Origin of the sequence: Arthrobacter sp. FX8, from assembly GCF_026723805.1 — a bacterium.
Taxonomy (GTDB): Bacteria; Actinomycetota; Actinomycetes; order Actinomycetales; family Micrococcaceae; genus Arthrobacter.
The window spans coordinates 1,756,902-1,772,940 of sequence record NZ_CP113505.1; the positions used below are offsets into that span (position 1 = coordinate 1,756,902).

The following is a 16,039-nucleotide window of genomic DNA, read 5'->3' on the forward strand; positions in this document are numbered from 1 at the left end:
GGTGATGCAGGTTACCGGCTATCTCTATCCATGGGATTTACTGGGCGACCCGAAGGCGGTGTCATGGGTCAGGGACACCGGCGTTGACCGCGTGGCGCTTGCGGCCGCATACCACTCGGTGCGGGCCGGAACCCCACGGCATCCCACCCGGCGCGTCGTGGACGCCCGGTCGGCAGCCCTCTACGTTCCGGAAGGCGGTGCTTTCGCAGGCCGGCAGCTGATACCCGGCAACGCGAGGGAATGGACCGGGACGGAGAACGGATTCGGCGAGGCCGCAGCGGCATTTCAGGCGGAGGGCCTTCCCGTGGACGCGTGGACGGTGCTGACCCACTCCAGCGCAGTGGGCGGAAACAGCCCCGGCCTCTGCGTACAAAATGCCTTCGACGAGGTCTACAGGTACGCGCTGTGCCCGTCGCAGCCTCAGGTCCGCTCCTACGCTGCGTCCCTGGTGCGCCAAGTCCTGGAGATGGGACAGCCGGATGGGTTAATCCTCGAAGCGGCGGGTCCGCTGGGTTTCAGCCACCAGAACCGGCATGAGAAGACCGAGGGAGCCGAGTACTCAACCTGGGTGCAGGCGCTGTTGTCGCTGTGCTTCTGCGATGCATGCGCCACCGGGTACGAGGCCCGCGGGTTGCCCGCCGCCGGGTATCAAAGCCGGGTCCGCTCTGCCGTCGCGCAGGCCGATGATGCCCGAATGACAGCTGCATTTGCGTCCGGGGCAGCGGCGTTCCTTCCCCTTCTGGAGGTCCGGTGGGATGCCACGGCGATGCTGCTGGATGAGTGCTTGGCAGCGATCGAAGCCACCGGCTCCCGCCCCCGGCTGTCGCTGCACGCCACGCCGGACCCCTGGGCCACGGGGCCCTTCGTTCCGGTGGAGGCGCTCCGCAGGAGCAGGCTCTGGGGGCACCGGGGTGACCTCACCGCCGTCGTACCTTGCTGGGGCGAGCCCAGCGAAGGCGCCGTGATGGTCGAAGCCATGTTGGCCGCCGGTTTGCGGGTGGGTGCGTATGTCCTGGCGCTGCCGCCGAAGACGGCCGACGGCGGCAGGCTGGCAAGCGAGTGGCAGGTGCTTTGTGCAGCGGGAGCCAGGGAACTGCACGTGTATCACCTCGGGCTTGCCTCCTCCCGGCGCCTCTCCGCTGTTGCGGGAGGACTGATGAGTCTGCGCTGAGGTTTCAGCGCTGCCGATCAGGCTCACGCAGATGGAACGGGACCCCGGGAAGAAGTCGCCGAACGGGAAAGTCCGAGTGCCCATCCGCCGGCAACTCCAATGGCAAGAAGCATGGTGACGAAGCCGATTGCGGGGGCGCTCTGCCATGCCAGGGCACCGCCGTACCGCAGCAAGGCAAGCGCCTGCAGAATGACGAAGACAACGGAGGTCAGGGCCACGGGCCGGACGGTATGGAGGTAGCGGCTCGACTGGCCCTGCGCGGCAGACCACCCAAGACCGATCAGCCACGCCCCGATCGCCCTCGCAGTGAGTTCGGACAGTGGCCACGGCCACCACTTCGCGGCAGGAATGGGTGCCGCCAGGAGTGCCAGGCCGTAAATGAGCAGCACCCCGGCAATACCCACCATGAGCATTCGGAGCGCAGGCGGCAGCACTGGCAGTCCCGCCGTTACGGATTTGGGGGCAGGACGCCGGGACCGGATCTGCATCCAGCTGGTGACGGCCATTGCCACGGGCACGATGGCGTAGATTGCCAGCCACGCCCAGGTGGCTATTTGGGCGGTGGGGGCCGTGTCCGGTGACAGGTGGAAGCGGTTGAGATGCAGCAGGGTGACTTCCAAGGTCAGTGTCGTGAAGACGAACACGGGCCATACTGCCAGCCTCGCCGACTCCCAACCTGCCGAACGGGCGCCCGCCACCTCCAAGCCGGCGCTCGACCAGTATGCCGCCCCGAGGAAGACCGCCGTCATGGGCGGATTGACCGTCCATGCAAAGAATTCATCGGTCCGGAGCGGAAACACGAACAGCACGAGCCCGGCAAGAAACACCAGGAATGCAGCGACGTAGAGCAGCCACCGCATCGGTGCAATCAGTGGAATGGCCTCAGTTGAAGCGGACATCACCGGGCTGCTCCTCGGGTGCGGCCGGCCCGCCAGCGGCAGGGGGCGAGGCCGGGAGGGGGTTTTCGGCCAGGTAGGCGTGAAGCATTGAGACCACGGTGGCACCGTCCCCGACTGCGGTGGCCACTCTTTTGATGGAACCGGCCCGCACGTCACCGATCGCGAAGATGCCGGGCATGCTGGTTTCCAGCGCCAGCGGAGCCCTGTCCATCCCGGCGTCACTGACATCCCTGGCACCTGTAAGGAGAAAACCGGCCGGGTCACGCTCTACGGTGTCGGGCAGCCAGGAGGTCCGCGGCACTGAACCGATCAGCACGAACAAGCCGCCCGCTTCGATCTCCTCGCCCGCGATTGCTTCGGCTGCTCCGGATGCGGCGACCCTGACGGCGGCAAGGAATCCGTCCTGGTCCCGGGCCCCCACGATTGCGGTGCCAAAGCGGATCGCGACGTTCCGGGTGGCTTCAAGTTGGGAAATGAGGTATTCCGACATGCTGGCGGACAGGGTGGGTCCACGCACCAGCAGCGTCACCTTTTTCGCATACCTCGCAAGGTGCAGAACCGCCTGTCCGGCCGAGTTGCCGCCCCCCACGACACAGACATGCTTTCCGGCCATCGACGGCGCTTCGGAGACTGTGGCCCCGTAGAAGACGCCTCTGCCCACCAGATCCTCCAGTTGGGGTATGCCGAGGCGGCGGTAGTCCACACCGGTGGCCACCACTACTGCGCGGCACCGCACCGCACTCCCATCGGAAATCGACACAGTGTACAGCGGGCCGTCCGCGCTGAGCCCCGCCACCTTCCGCAGGAACAGGAAGTCAGCGCCCAAAGTCCAGGCCTGGTGAAATGAACGGTAGGCCAGGTGGGCGCCGCTCACACCGCGTGAAAAGCCAGGGTAGTTGCGGATCAACGAGCTGGTGCCGGCCTGGCCTCCCACAGCCTCACCCTCCACCACCATGGTCGAAAGGCCCTCGGAGGAGGCATACACGGCGGCCGCGAGACCGGAGGGGCCTGCTCCCACAACCACCACATCGAAGATCTTGTCCGCCGGAGGAGGCCGCGTCACCCCCATCGCTTCGGCAATCTCCAGGTCACTGGGGTTCTCAAGGACAACTGGTGAAGCAGTGAACTCCAGCACCAGGACCGGCAGCGCGGGATGGCGCAGGCCCAGGCTCTTCAGCGTCCGTTCCGCCGTCTCGGACCCAACTGGGTGGAAGCCCACCGGGATGTGGTTCCGGCTCAGGGAGTCGCGCAGCGTATGCGTCCTTTCGTCGCCTATGTCCCCGATCAGCCGGACCGCCTCAAACCCCACCCCTTGGGCCAACTGCCAGTCATCAAGGGCGTCGGTTATCGCCCCATGGAATTCTTCGTCGCGTGAACGTTCCGGACGTATGATCACCAGCTCGGCGTACCCCTGCCCTACCGCCCGGAACACAGTCGGGGCGCTTTCGAAGTCACCCCATGTCACCACAACACCGCGTTTGGCGGCCGGGTGGAAGCCGTAGGCACGCCGCAAGAAATCAAGTCCCCCGCGGTCAGCCGGACCGTAGCACCCGAGAATGAGGGCGACCTGGCGGTTCCAGCGACGGAGCCCCTCCAGCACCGCCCGTCCGTGGGCGTGGCCGTCGCAGGCCACCACCTCGTAATCGGCACCGTACCGTCGGCGCAACTCATCTCCGAGCATGCGCCGGGAGGTCGCGTCGGTGGTGGCAATCAGCATGATCGGAACCGGGTCATCCATGGCCGCCGTCTTTCCGGTTCTATGGTTCGGTGGCGCTCACGATACTCGCGCAAGGACATTGGGGACAAGGGTTCTCCCTTGCCTCCCGGACGTTCCTTCGCCACCGGGGACGGAGTTGTCTGGGACCCCGTTCTACCTCGATTCTGTCATTCCGGGGGCGCCCGAATTCTGCCAGAATGGCTCCGACGGCAGGCAAGCAGGGACCCGAACTTGAGCAGGACCGGAGGGATGAAATGGAAGACCCCGAGGAAAACCGCCCTCCTCCTGGAATCAGCCTCGCCGCCAAGCCCAGCGGATCAGGGTGCCTGGACTGCCTCAACGGTGACGGCCAAGGCTGGTGGCTGCATCTTCGCCGCTGCGCCCAGTGCGGCCACATTGGATGCTGCGATTCATCTCCCTCGCAGCATGCCAGTGCCCACGCGCGCGCCACCGGCCACACTGTCGTACGGTCTTTCGAACCCGGGGAGGAATGGTTCTACGATCACACCACGAAGAAGTTCTTCCGTGGTCCAAGGCTTCCGGATCCCCAGTCCAGGCCACCTGAGCAGCCAGCACCTGCACCGCCAGACAAGGTACCCGCAGACTGGCGTGAGCGCCTGCACCGGTAACCACGGACCGGGTATCACCCCTGCTGTCACCGGGGCCGGCGAGAATTCCGTTGAGGCTGGGTGGATGGCAACCTCTTTTGTGGCCCTCGAAAGGCACCAACATCGGCGATGCGCGGGTCGGCGGCGCCGCCGGGCAAACGGCGCACGAAGCCTGATGTGCCTAAACTACTGACATGCCCACACGTGTTCATGAGTTTGCCTGGCCTGACCGGGTCGTCATCGGCACCATCGGTGTTCCAGGGGCGCGAACGTTCTACCTGCAGGTACGTGCAGGTAGGCAAATTGTGAGCATCGCACTGGAGAAACAGCAGTCTGCCCAGCTCGCCGAAAAGATTGACGAAATCCTCGACGAGCTCATCGCCCTTGACGGCAATCCCTTCAGTGTTCCCACGGGTACTCCCATCGAGCTCGTCGACAATGACCAGCTCGAGGCAGTCCAGGAGCAGTTCAGGGCCGGCGCCATGAGTTTGGGCTGGGACCCGACAACGGCGCAGGTTGTGATAGAGGCCTACCCGATCATTGAAGTCGGTGCTGATGAAGACGTCGAATTGCTTGCTGGGAACGCCGCTGACGTGGCCGAAATGTTGCTGGTGCGGATGCCGGTGGGCACCGCCCGCGCATTCGCCAAACGGACCCGGGAGGTAGTGGGTGCCGGGCGTCCGGCATGCCCGCTCTGCGGTTATCCCATGGACGCCGACGGGCATACCTGCACTCTTCCTGAAGTCTGATGCCAGGGAGCCCGGACGGTAGTGGCGGGTCTACCGCAAAGCTGTCCGCAGCCGTTCCTTGAGGTCTTCAAGTGATTCACGCCATTCCGGTTCGTCAGCGTTGTCCCACAGTTCAGCAAGCTCGGACTTCTCCCCGGCAACCCGTTCAACTGCTTCCAGTGCCATCTCCACGTCTTCGGCGGTGACCTCTGCCCCGCGGGCAGCCACCCAGGTCGCCACGGTCTCCGGGAGATCGCCCAGCGGGTTGCCTTGGCTGGCGGAGGTCACTTCGGCGGCGGCGATAGCGACAGCCCCTTCGGGTGCCTCGACATACCTGTGACCTGCCTTCGCCAACGCCTGGCGCACGACGTCGACCCCTCCGGTCTCCAGCTCGTCCAGCCAGTCCAGCGCGTCGTCGTTCTCAAACGGCAGGTAGCCCCATCCACCCACGTGATTCCCCTTCTGGTTACGGCTTGTGGCACTAATATGCCAGACCGCGCCGTCGCAGGTCATTCACGCGGTGGATGCCTGCAAAGCTTTTCGAGTGCGTGCTGAAAGTGCGGTTGTTGGCGCGGAGTGGTGGCCCGCAAAATGTCACACCCCCTTGGATGATGAGTACATGGGAAGCGAAGCGGTGGCAACGGCTTTTGAAGCGATCGACTCCTCGATTGCCCTGCTCCGCGCCGAGGTGGCTGAGTCCCGTAACGGGTTCCCCCAGCACGCCGACCCCTTGGCCGCCGTCGCTGACGGGTGCCTGGACATCCTTGCCGGAATTTCACGAACCGAGGCCCGGGTCGCTGCGTTGAAGGCGGAGGCAACGGCCAGATATGCGGATTCCGCGCGATCTGCCGCGCCTCCTGACATGCCCGTCCAGGCGCAGGAAATGGCAATAGCGGCCGAGGTGGGCTGTGTACTGGCCATCGGCGATCGGGCTGCAGGCATGCTGTTGGAGCAATCCCATGCTTTGGCTACGTTCTTGCCACTCACCCTGGCAGCATTGCAGGCGGGAACTGTCTCGTGGCAACACGCCAGGGTGATGGTGGACGAGACCGCCACCCTTGACTGTGACGCAGCGCGGGTACTCGAGGCACACTTCCTCGGCGCTGACGCGGCCAATCCTGCCCGCGGCTGCCCGGCCGGCGAGATGCCCGCCTTCCGGTTCCGGCGGAAGGCCAGGACCTGGCGCGAACGGCACCACCCGGACAGCATCGAAAAACGCCATGCTAAGGGAGCGCGGGACAGGTGCCTGGAATATACCCCGGAGCAGGACGGCATGGCGCGGGTGTCTGCCTACCTGCCCGCGGACCAGGCGGCTGCGATCTGGAACCGCATTACCGCCATCGCCCGGGGCCTGCAAGGGCCCCACGAGAACCGGACGCTCACCCAGTTACGGGCAGACGTATTTGCGACGGCAGTCCTGCGAAGCGACAACGGCATCAGCGGCGGCGGGGCTGAGGCCGGAGGACCCGGCATGGCCGATGTCCCTACGCCCCGGGCCGAGGTCCTGATCACCGTTCCCGTCTTCTCACTGCTGGGGCTGACAGAGGAACCGGCCACGCTGGACGGGTTCGGACCCATCCCTGCCTCCATGGCCCGGAATCTCCTAACCAATGGAGCGGATTCGTTCCATCGGGTGCTCATAGATCCACGGGACGGGGCCCCGTTGGAAATCGGCCGCACAAGCTACCGGCTGACGAAGGCCATGCGGAACTGGCTACGAATGCGCGACGGCAGATGCCCGTTCCCCGGGTGCAGCAACCAGTCCCTGGACAACGAAGCAGACCACCTCCTGGCCTGGCATCACGGCGGAACCACCGGGATCAGCAACCTGGGACAGCCTTGTCCCCGGCACCACAGACTCAAACACGCCAGCGGCTGGACACCGACCCCCGCATCACAGAACGAGCCGCCCGGCTGGATTTCACCATCAGGGCGGAGATACAAAAGCGAACATCAGGACTGGGAAGCACCTCACTGGCCGTGTTCGTTGGGGCAGCAAGCCACAGAACGGCAACATCCATATCCTCCTATGCCCACCGCGGTGAGGGGGACCGTGGACTATTTTCGGGAACCACCATCTGCGGGAGACGAATTCCTTCGTACCTACCTCGATGCCAAATGAACTGCCGGATATGACAGCAAGGGACCCCGCACAAAGCGTGCGGAGTCCCTTGCTGTCGGATCCTGAAAAGAAGAAACTAGAAGTCCCAGTCCTCGTCTTCCGTGTTGACGGCCTTGCCGATCACGTAGGACGAACCTGACCCCGAGAAGAAGTCGTGGTTCTCGTCAGCGTTCGGGGACAGGGCCGACAGGATGGCCGGGTTCACGTCGGTGACGGACGCCGGGAACATCGCCTCGTAGCCCAGGTTCATGAGGGCCTTGTTGGCGTTGTAGTGCAGGAACTTCTTGACGTCCTCGGCCAGGCCCACGCCGTCGTAAAGGTCGTGGGTGTACTGGACCTCGTTTTCGTACAGCTCGAACAGCAGTTCGAACGTGTAGTCCTTGATCTCCTGGCGGCGTTCCTCGGAGACCTTCTCCAGGCCCTTCTGGAACTTGTAGCCGATGTAGTAACCGTGAACAGCTTCGTCACGGATGATCAGGCGGATCAGGTCGGCGGTGTTCGTCAGCTTGGCGCGGGAGGACCAGTACATGGGCAGGTAGAAGCCCGAGTAGAACAGGAAGCTTTCCAGCAGCGTGGAGGCCACCTTCCGCTTCAGCGGATCGTCACCCTGGTAGTAGTCCATGACGATCTGCGCCTTCTTCTGAAGGTTCTCGTTCTCGGTGGACCAGCGGAATGCCTCGTCGATCTCCTTGGTGGAAGCCAGGGTGGAGAAGATGGAGGAGTAGCTCTTGGCGTGCACTGACTCCATGAAGGCGATGTTCGTGTACACAGCCTCCTCGTGCGGAGTGAGGGCATCCGGAATCAGGGACACCGCACCGACCGTGCCCTGGATGGTGTCCAGCAGGGTCAAGCCGGTAAATACGCGCATGGTGAGCTGCTGCTCGGCCGGCGTCAGCGTGTTCCAGGACTGGACGTCGTTGGACAGCGGCACCTTTTCCGGCAGCCAGAAGTTGTTGACCAGGCGGTTCCAGACGTCGACGTCCTTGTCGTCCTGGATGCGGTTCCAGTTGATGGCCTCGACGTGGCTGAGCAGCTTGACCTTCTCGGTCATGTCATCCCCTATGCGTTGGGTGGGTTTTCTCTAAGTTAAAGCGTACGACGGCGGGCGGGCGCCCGCCGTCGTACTGTCCCGTTGGTTGAAGCTACAGCATGCAGCTGACGCAGCCCTCAACTTCGGTCCCTTCCAGCGCGAGCTGGCGGAGACGGATGTAGTAGATGGTCTTGATGCCCTTCTTCCAGGCGTAGATCTGGGCCTTGTTGATGTCGCGCGTGGTGGCGGTGTCCTTGAAGAACAGCGTCAGGGACAGGCCCTGGTCCACGTGCTGGGTGGCGGCGGCGTAGGTGTCGATGACCTTCTCGTAGCCGATCTCGTACGCATCCTGGTAGTACTCCAGGTTGTCGTTGGTGAGGTACGGCGCCGGGTAGTACACGCGGCCCAGCTTGCCTTCCTTGCGGATCTCAATCTTGGACGCCACCGGGTGGATCGAGGAGGTGGAGTTGTTGATGTAGGAGATCGAGCCCGTCGGCGGCACGGCCTGCAGGTTCTGGTTGTAGATGCCGTGCTCCATGACCGAAGCCTTCAGCGCGCGCCAGTCTTCCTGCGTGGGGATGTGCACGTTCTTGAAGAGCTCGCGGACCTTCTCGGTCTGCGGAACCCATTCCTGCTCCGTGTACTTGTCGAAGAACTCCCCCGACGCGTACTTGGACTTCTCGAAGCCGCCAAACGTCTGGCCGGTTTCGATGGCCAGCAGGTTGGAGGCGCGGACGGCGTGGTACACCACCGAGTAGAAGTAGATGTTGGTGAAGTCCAGGCCCTCTTCAGAGCCGTAGTGGACCCGCTCCCGCGCCAGGTAGCCGTGCAGGTTCATCTGGCCCAGGCCAATCGCGTGGCTCTGGTCGTTGCCCTTGGCGATGGACGGCACCGAGGTGATGTTGGACATGTCCGAGACAGCCGAGAGGGAACGGATGGCCGTCTCGATGGTCAGGCCGAAGTCCGGCGAGTCCATGGTCTTGGCGATGTTCAGTGAACCAAGGTTGCAGGAGATGTCCTTGCCGGTGTCGGCGTAGGACAGGTCATCGTTGTACGTGGTGGGCTGGGAAACCTGGAGGATCTCCGAGCACAGGTTGGACATGATGATCTTGCCGTCGATCGGGTTGGCCCGGTTCACGGTGTCCTCGAACATGATGTACGGGTAGCCGGATTCGAACTGGATCTCGGCGAGGGTCTGGAAGAACTCGCGTGCCTTGATCTTGGTCTTCTTGATCCGGGAATCGTCAACCATCTCGTAGTACTTCTCGGTGACCGAGACGTCCGAGAACGGCATGCCATATACGCGTTCGACGTCATAGGGCGAGAACAGGTACATGTCCTCGTCCTTCTTGGCCAGTTCGAACGTAATGTCCGGAATGACGACGCCCAGGGAGAGGGTCTTGATGCGGATTTTCTCGTCCGCGTTCTCGCGCTTGGTGTCCAGGAACCGGTAGATGTCCGGGTGGTGCGCGTGCAGGTACACGGCGCCGGCACCCTGTCGGGCACCGAGCTGGTTGGCGTAGGAGAAGCTGTCTTCGAGGAGCTTCATCACGGGAATGACGCCGGAGGACTGGTTCTCGATCTGCTTGATGGGCGCGCCCACCTCGCGGATGTTGGTCAGCGCGAAGGCCACTCCGCCGCCGCGCTTGGACAGCTGCAGGGCGGAGTTGATGGAGCGTCCGATCGACTCCATGTTGTCTTCGATGCGGAGAAGGAAGCAGGAGACCAGCTCGCCGCGCTGCTTCTTGCCCGCGTTCAGGAACGTGGGGGTGGCCGGCTGGAAACGGCCTTCGATGATTTCATCCACCATCTGCAGGGCCAGCTGCTCGTTGCCGCGCGCCAGGTGCAGTGCCACCATGCAGACGCGGTCCTCGTAGCGCTCCAGGAAGCGCTTGCCGTCGAACGTCTTCAGCGTGTAGGAGGTGTAGAACTTGAAGGCACCCAGGAAGGTCTCGAAGCGGAACTTCTTCTTGTAGGCGCGGTTGAACAGCTCACGGATGAAGTTCATCGTGTACTGGTCCAGCGTCTCGCGCTCGTAGTACTGGTTCTTCACCAGGTAGTCGAGCTTTTCCTCCAGGTCATGGAAGAACACCGTGTTGTTGTTCACGTGCTGCAGGAAGTACTGGTGCGCGGCCTCGCGGTCGGCGCCGAACTGGATTTCGCCGTTGGGACCATAGAGGTTCAACATGGCGTTCAGCTCGTGATAGCCCAGCCCCTTATACGCGGCGGGCATCTCAGGCTTCCGGGACCTGGTTACTTCTGTGTCTGCGACAGTCGTGTCCAAAACGTGTCCAATCCTTGGTTGACCCGGGTAACGTCTTCCGGCGTTCCCATAAGTTCGAATCGATAGAGGTGGGGTACGTGGCATTTGGCGGCGATGATGTCCCCGGCCATGCAGTAGTTGTCCCCGAAGTTTGTGTTTCCGGCGCCAATCACGCCGCGGAGCAGTTTCCTGTTCTGCGGGTTGTTGAGGAACCGGATGACCTGCTTGGGAACGGACCCCTCTCCCCCGGTGCCACCGTAGGTGGGCACCACCAGCACGAATGGCCGGGTAGCGAGGAGGGGTGCGTCCTTTGGATAGAGCGGGATCCGGGCAACCTCACGGCCAAGCTTCGCGACGAAGCGGCTGGTGTTCTCGGATGCTGAGGAAAAGTAGATGAGCTGGCTGCCGGTGCGGACCGGTTCAGCCTGGTCCTGCGGCCCGGCCGGCGGGGACACGTCCACGCGTTGAGCCGCGTGGATGGGAACAACCTGGTGAATTGGTAAGGCCTCGCGGTCATGCTGTGCTGCTGGTGCTGCCACGTGAGTCACCTCAGCTGGTTGCTGGTTGCCGGCAGGAGAAGCGGAACTCCTAAGCCACGGAGGAAACGGCGGAAAGTGCCAGTTCCTCGATCTTGTCGGGGCGGAAGCCGGACCAGTGGTCCTGGTCGGTGACCACAACGGGAGCCTGCATGTAGCCAAGTGCCTTCAGTCGCTCGAGTGCCTCGGCGTCCTGGGAGATGTCAACGCTCTGGTAGGTGATGCCCTTCTTGTCGAGCGCGCGGTAGGTGGCGTTGCACTGAACACAAGCAGGCTTCGTGTAAACCGTTACGGTCATTGTCCCTGTCCCCTTAGTTGAAATCTTGCTGGCCCGGTGTCCCCGTCCAGCTGTATGTAGATACTACATGTAGTGCAGACGCCTCTTCGGAACCCCAAGATGATGTATTACAAGTATGTCATTTAATGCACCGTTAATCCACAGGCAGGGGCGGGAAAAATGCCCGGAATCGCGGGTTTTTTGCGGGCTGGGTCCACACCCTGTGGAGTACTTAGCCACATTTAAAGGACCGCGTGTCGCACGGCTGCGGCGTGTCGCGCCCTGTTTCCTTCCGCATGAAAAGGGTCCGTGACCACTACATGTAGTGGTCACGGACCCGGGTTCCGCTCCCTGCGGCGAAGGTGTGTCCAGCTTGCCCGGGGTTTCCTACCGCTTGGCGGAGTTGAGGTTGGCGATGGCGGTGGACAACGCCGTGGCGAAGCCGCACCACGCCGCGTAGGGAGCCAGCGATACCCCGGCCGCACGGTTCAGCCGATAGGTGCGGCGCACCAGATCGGCGCTGCTGGCGGCGAGCAGGGCGGCCTCGGCCGCCGCAAGCCAGGGCCTGCGTGAGCGCCAGAAGAACCAGCTCCACGATGCATTGAGGACCAGGTTGGCAGCCAATGCACTCCGGTAGGCGCGGAGCTCCCGGCGGGAGCCCTTGCCACCCGGGTCGGATGTGCCGGCCGGGGTGGCAGCAGCCCGGTCCATTTCAGCAGCCCGGTCCATTTCAGCAGCCCGGTCCATTTCAGCAGCCCGGTCCAGTTCAGCAGCCCGGTCCAGTTCAGCAGCCCGGTCCAGTTCAGCAGCCCGGTCCAGTTCAGCAGCCCGGTCCAGTTCAGCAGCCCGGTCCAGTTCAGCAGCCCGGTCCAGTTCAGCAGCCCGGTCCAGTTCAGCAGCCCGGTCCAGTTCAGCAGCCCGGTCCAGTGCGACGGCGGACGTCACCGCGAGGTCTGCATACAGGGCCGTCCACACCAGCGGGAAGGCGATGGCCGGCGGCTGCCAGTCAGGCTTGCGCAGCCGCAGGTACCAGCTGCCCTGCGGATCCGTGGCCACTCCGCCCGCGGCGGCTGTGGCGGCCGTCGCCGCCGTCGTCCATGCAAGTGTTTTCAGTCTCATGGCCGGAACCTCCGATCTCCCTTGCTCCTGGTGACTTCCACGCCTGCGACTGCTATAGCTGCGCCTCCCGGCGGTCCAGCACGATCTGCTGGACATCCAGGTAACCGGACTGGAAACCGGCGCGCGAGTAGCAGAGGTAGAACAGCCACATCCGCTGGAACACTGCATCGAAGCCGAGCTCCCCCACTTCCCGGGACCGGGAAAGGAACCGTTCCTCCCACAGCCGCAAGGTGGCGGCATAGTGGTCACCCATCCCCATGCGCTCCCTTACCCGAAGGGTGGTGTGCTGCTGGGTCACGCTCTCGATGGCACGGACGGACGGCAGGAACCCGCCGGGGAAGATGTACTTGTGCACCCAGGTGTAGGCGTTGCGGGTGGCCAGCATGCGACCGTGCGGCATGGTGATGGCCTGGATGGCCACCTTTCCGCCGGGTGCCAGCACGCGGTCGATGGTCTGGAAATAAATGGGCCAGTACTCGTACCCCACGGCCTCGATCATTTCCACCGAGACCACGGCGTCGTACTCGCCTTCCACCGCCCGGTAGTCCTGCAGGGCAACGGTCACGCGGTCCGCGAATCCGGCATCCTCAATGCGTTCCTGCGCCAGCGCCTGCTGCTCGCTGGACAGCGTGACGCTGTAGACCGTGGCGCCGCGGGCGGCGGCACGCAGGGCAAGCTCGCCCCAGCCGGTGCCGATTTCCAGCAGCCGCGTCCCCTCGCCCACGCCGGCCTTGTCCAGCAGCCGGTCGATCTTGGCCCGCTGGGCCTCGGCCAGGAACTCCCATGCAACGGTGGACAGCGGACCCGCCTTCTCCGGGAACAATGCCGAGGAGTAGCTCATGGTGGAGTCCAGGAAGTTGAAGAACAGGTCGTTGGACAGGTCGTAGTGCCGGGAGATGTTGCTGCGGGTGTTTTGTTCGGCGTTGCGTTCCTGGCGGGGTGTCCGGGGCAGGTACAGCGAGCGCAGCTTCTGCAGCGGCATGGGGATCAGCGTGTCCACGGAGGCCGCGAAGACTTCGAGCAGCGCGGCGAGGTCCGAGGCTTCCCAGTCGCCGGCCATGAAGGATTCGCCCAGACCGATCAGGCCGTTGTCGCCGATCCGTGCCTCGAAGGCGTCGGGCCGCAGCATGGTCATCACGGGGGCCTCCGGACCGCCCGTTCCGAGCACGGACCCGTCCGGATATTCGACGCGGAGCGGCAGCCGCTTGACTGCACCCCTGAACAGCAGGCCGGCTGTCCTGCCGGCCAGTCCGGCTTTCATGCCCGACGGCGGTTGGGCAACACCTGGCCACAGGTCGGGATTGATGATGGCGGGCGACGCCGGCACCCCGGTTGCGCCCCAGGCTGCGGGCACGTGTCCGGCGGATGGTCCGCCGGCCTTGCCTTCGACACGGCCTGCGGTGGTGCCGTTATCGTCCGTCATGGTCATTGAACTGCCTCCTGTGAAGTGTGGGGTGGTCTGGCAACGACGGGCAGGTGTCTTGCCCAGAGTTTAATGCCCTGTATCCGGATCAGGGCGGATACCAGCAGCGGCGCGGCAGGCACTGCGAAAGCCGCCGCCAGGATGTTCGAAACGGTGGCGGGGCGGCGCCGTCCGTCCATGGTGGCCACGAAGGGCCGGTGCCCCTCCCGCTCCAGGATGATTGATACGGCAAGCCTGTCCCCCGGGGCCGGGAGCTTCATCCGGTACTCGCCGTCGACGTCGTTGAAGGGTGACACGTAGAACGCCTTCGGCACCGAGGCCCGCCCGGAGGGATCGGTTCGCAGCAGGTAGCAGTGCCGCTCCCCGTAGGTGTTGTGGACTTCGGCCACCACGCACTGCAGTTCCCCGGTGGAGCGGTAGCACCAGAACAGGGTGAGCGGGTTGAAGACGTAGCCAAAAACCCTGGCACTGGTGAGCATGTGGATGGGTCCGCCGTCGGGCTCCACCCACTGGGTGCGCAGGTAGCGCTCCACGTTGGCCCGAATGCTTGCGCCGGGATCGCCCAGGTGGTCTCCGGCGCGAAACACTGCCAGCGGCCGGAGCAGGAACGGCAGGCGCGGCATGTGGTCCAGGTCCACGAACCAGCTGTAGCTGCGGTAGGTGAACGCATTCTTCAAGGGGCTGCGCCGGACATGGGAGATGGACGTGCGGAAAATCGAGGCGTCCATGGTCATGCCCGTTCCGTGGACAGCAGTTCCCGCTCCCCCTCGCCGGAGGAGTTGCCCGGTTCATCCGCGCGGGCCGCCGGCCAGGTGCGGCCCAGTTTCTCGGCCGCCCGCACCCCGGAGAGGGCACCGTCCTCATGGAAGCCCCAGCCAAGGTAGGCCCCGGCGTAGGCGATCCGGTTGTTGCTCAGCGCGGCGATGGCCTGCTGGGCCTGGAGGGATTCCGGCGTGTATTGCGGATGTTCGTACACCATGCGCTCCAGCACGGCGGTGCCGGCAATCAGTTCCGACTCCCCCAGGCTCACCAGGTACGGCTTTCCGTCCACGGGATGCAGCCGCTGCAGCCGGGTCAGGTCGTAGCTCACCAGAACCTTGTCGGGTCGCGCGTCGCACGCCGGGAGCCGGTAGTTCCACGACGCCCTGGCGTTGTCCGCGGCAGGCAGGACTGCCGGGTCCCGGTGGAACACGGTGTGGTTCACCGAATACGGCATCCCGCCCAGCGCCTCCTTCTCTTCCGGTGTGGCGTCGGACAGGAACCGGAGAGCCTGCGCGGGATGGGTGGCGACAACGACGGCGTCAAACTCTTCCGGCCCGCTGGCCGTTTCGAGCTCCACGCCTTTGGGCAGGCGCCGGATGGCAGTGACGGGCGTGTTGAGCCGGACGTCGGCAAGCGTGGCGGCGAGCTTTTCCACGTACCGGGCAGAGCCGCCGGTGACGGTGCGCCACTGCGGCGAACCCTTGATCCCCAGCATGCCGTGGTGGCCCAGGAACGTGAAGAGGTACCGCGCGGGGTAGGCCAGGGCGGTGGTGGGGTCGCAGGACCAGACTGCACTGACCACGGGGGTCATGAAGTGGGAGATGAAGTAAGGGCTGAACTTCTCCCGTTCCAGGAATGCGCCAAGTGTCAGTTCCGGCACCGGCACCTCGCCGCTGACGGCCGACGGCGGCGCGGTCCTGAGCAACTCCCTCGCCTTCCGGTAGAAACGGGTCACCTCCAGCAGCATCAGCAGGTAACGGCCGCGGAGCAGGCTGGAGGGTTTGGCGATGATGCCGCGGGCGCCGTCCCGTGCCCCCGCGTATTCCAGCCCGCAGCCGTCGCAGCGGATTGACATGCTCATCTCGGAGTCCTGGGTCTCGACGCCGAGTTCGGCGAACAACCGCAGCAGTGTGGGATAGGTCCGTTCGTTGTGCACGATGAACCCGGTGTCCACCCCGATGACGCTGCCGTCGGGCTGCGGCATGTCGTGGGTGTGGGCATGGCCTCCCAGCCGTGAGTCCGCCTCGAACAGGGTGACGTCGTCCTGGCTGTTCAGCACGTAGGCGGCCGTCAATCCGGCCACGCCGCTGCCGATCACGGCGACGCGCCGCCGCCCGCCTGGACTTCCTGCTGGGTTAGGTGACAATTCATGCTCCTCTGCTGA

General features: G+C 64.4%; 15 protein-coding genes. 4 read left to right on the forward strand and 11 right to left on the reverse strand.

Annotated features, from left to right (window positions below):
- The first annotated feature begins 4 nt into the window (after positions 1–4).
- The gene (locus OUO20_RS08005) at positions 5–1,171 is read left to right on the forward strand and encodes a hypothetical protein (RefSeq protein ID WP_268003405.1); all 1,167 of its coding nucleotides are present in this window, start codon (positions 5–7) and stop codon (positions 1,169–1,171) included.
- 23 nt (positions 1,172–1,194) lie between these two features.
- On the opposite strand, the gene OUO20_RS08010 is transcribed toward OUO20_RS08005, so the two are convergent.
- Both OUO20_RS08010 and OUO20_RS08015 read right to left on the reverse strand, forming a co-directional pair.
- Entirely contained in the window at positions 1,195–2,070 is an 876-nt protein-coding gene (locus tag OUO20_RS08010) for a hypothetical protein (protein WP_268003215.1), read from the reverse strand.
- Positions 2,054–3,808, reverse strand: a complete 1,755-nt coding sequence (locus OUO20_RS08015) for an FAD-dependent oxidoreductase (RefSeq protein ID WP_268003216.1) — start codon at positions 3,806–3,808, stop codon at positions 2,054–2,056. The genes OUO20_RS08010 and OUO20_RS08015 overlap by 17 nt, the downstream gene beginning before the upstream one ends.
- A 233-nt stretch (positions 3,809–4,041) precedes the next feature.
- Between OUO20_RS08015 and OUO20_RS08020 the strand changes: the two genes are divergently transcribed.
- Together OUO20_RS08020 and OUO20_RS08025 are read left to right on the forward strand one after the other, a co-directional pair.
- On the forward strand, positions 4,042–4,416 hold the full coding sequence (locus OUO20_RS08020) for a UBP-type zinc finger domain-containing protein (RefSeq protein ID WP_268003406.1): 375 nt from the start codon (positions 4,042–4,044) through the stop codon (positions 4,414–4,416).
- 173 nt (positions 4,417–4,589) lie between these two features.
- The gene (locus OUO20_RS08025; RefSeq protein WP_056390609.1) at positions 4,590–5,144 is read left to right on the forward strand and encodes a DUF3090 domain-containing protein; all 555 of its coding nucleotides are present in this window, start codon (positions 4,590–4,592) and stop codon (positions 5,142–5,144) included.
- A gap of 30 nt (positions 5,145–5,174) precedes the next feature.
- Here OUO20_RS08025 and OUO20_RS08030 read toward each other — a convergent pair whose 3' ends face one another.
- Positions 5,175–5,573: a DUF4259 domain-containing protein gene (locus OUO20_RS08030; RefSeq protein WP_268003217.1), complete on the reverse strand. Its 399-nt coding sequence runs from the start codon at positions 5,571–5,573 to the stop codon at positions 5,175–5,177.
- A 169-nt stretch (positions 5,574–5,742) separates the two neighbouring features.
- Between OUO20_RS08030 and OUO20_RS08035 the strand changes: the two genes are divergently transcribed.
- On the forward strand, positions 5,743–7,245 hold the full coding sequence (locus OUO20_RS08035) for an HNH endonuclease signature motif containing protein (protein ID WP_268003218.1): 1,503 nt from the start codon (positions 5,743–5,745) through the stop codon (positions 7,243–7,245).
- Between the two features lie 76 nt (positions 7,246–7,321).
- On the opposite strand, the gene nrdF is transcribed toward OUO20_RS08035, so the two are convergent.
- The 8 genes from nrdF to OUO20_RS08075 all read right to left on the reverse strand — a co-directional run bounded on the left by nrdF (position 7,322) and on the right by OUO20_RS08075 (position 16,021).
- Positions 7,322–8,296: a class 1b ribonucleoside-diphosphate reductase subunit beta gene (gene nrdF / locus OUO20_RS08040; protein ID WP_018769429.1), complete on the reverse strand. Its 975-nt coding sequence runs from the start codon at positions 8,294–8,296 to the stop codon at positions 7,322–7,324.
- A 91-nt stretch (positions 8,297–8,387) separates the two neighbouring features.
- Positions 8,388–10,508, reverse strand: a complete 2,121-nt coding sequence (gene nrdE, locus OUO20_RS08045; protein WP_018769430.1) for a class 1b ribonucleoside-diphosphate reductase subunit alpha — start codon at positions 10,506–10,508, stop codon at positions 8,388–8,390.
- Positions 10,509–10,528: 20 nt separating this feature from the next.
- Positions 10,529–10,999 (reverse strand): class Ib ribonucleoside-diphosphate reductase assembly flavoprotein NrdI, encoded by a 471-nt coding sequence (gene nrdI / locus OUO20_RS08050; RefSeq protein WP_134164765.1) that lies wholly within the window; start codon positions 10,997–10,999, stop codon positions 10,529–10,531.
- A 127-nt stretch (positions 11,000–11,126) separates the two neighbouring features.
- Positions 11,127–11,372 carry a glutaredoxin-like protein NrdH gene (gene nrdH, locus OUO20_RS08055; protein ID WP_013601222.1) on the reverse strand — a complete coding sequence of 82 codons (246 nt, stop codon included), beginning with the start codon at positions 11,370–11,372 and terminating at the stop codon, positions 11,127–11,129.
- Positions 11,373–11,738: 366 nt separating this feature from the next.
- Positions 11,739–12,470 carry a TspO/MBR family protein gene (locus OUO20_RS08060; RefSeq protein WP_268003219.1) on the reverse strand — a complete coding sequence of 244 codons (732 nt, stop codon included), beginning with the start codon at positions 12,468–12,470 and terminating at the stop codon, positions 11,739–11,741.
- A 52-nt stretch (positions 12,471–12,522) separates the two neighbouring features.
- Positions 12,523–13,899 carry a class I SAM-dependent methyltransferase gene (locus tag OUO20_RS08065; RefSeq protein ID WP_200953160.1) on the reverse strand — a complete coding sequence of 459 codons (1,377 nt, stop codon included), beginning with the start codon at positions 13,897–13,899 and terminating at the stop codon, positions 12,523–12,525.
- Entirely contained in the window at positions 13,896–14,627 is a 732-nt protein-coding gene (locus tag OUO20_RS08070; RefSeq protein WP_134164667.1) for a DUF1365 domain-containing protein, read from the reverse strand. Before OUO20_RS08070 ends, OUO20_RS08065 begins: the two co-directional genes overlap by 4 nt.
- On the reverse strand, positions 14,624–16,021 hold the full coding sequence (locus tag OUO20_RS08075; protein WP_134164666.1) for an NAD(P)/FAD-dependent oxidoreductase: 1,398 nt from the start codon (positions 16,019–16,021) through the stop codon (positions 14,624–14,626). The genes OUO20_RS08070 and OUO20_RS08075 overlap by 4 nt, the downstream gene beginning before the upstream one ends.
- Positions 16,022–16,039: the final 18 nt, after the last annotated feature.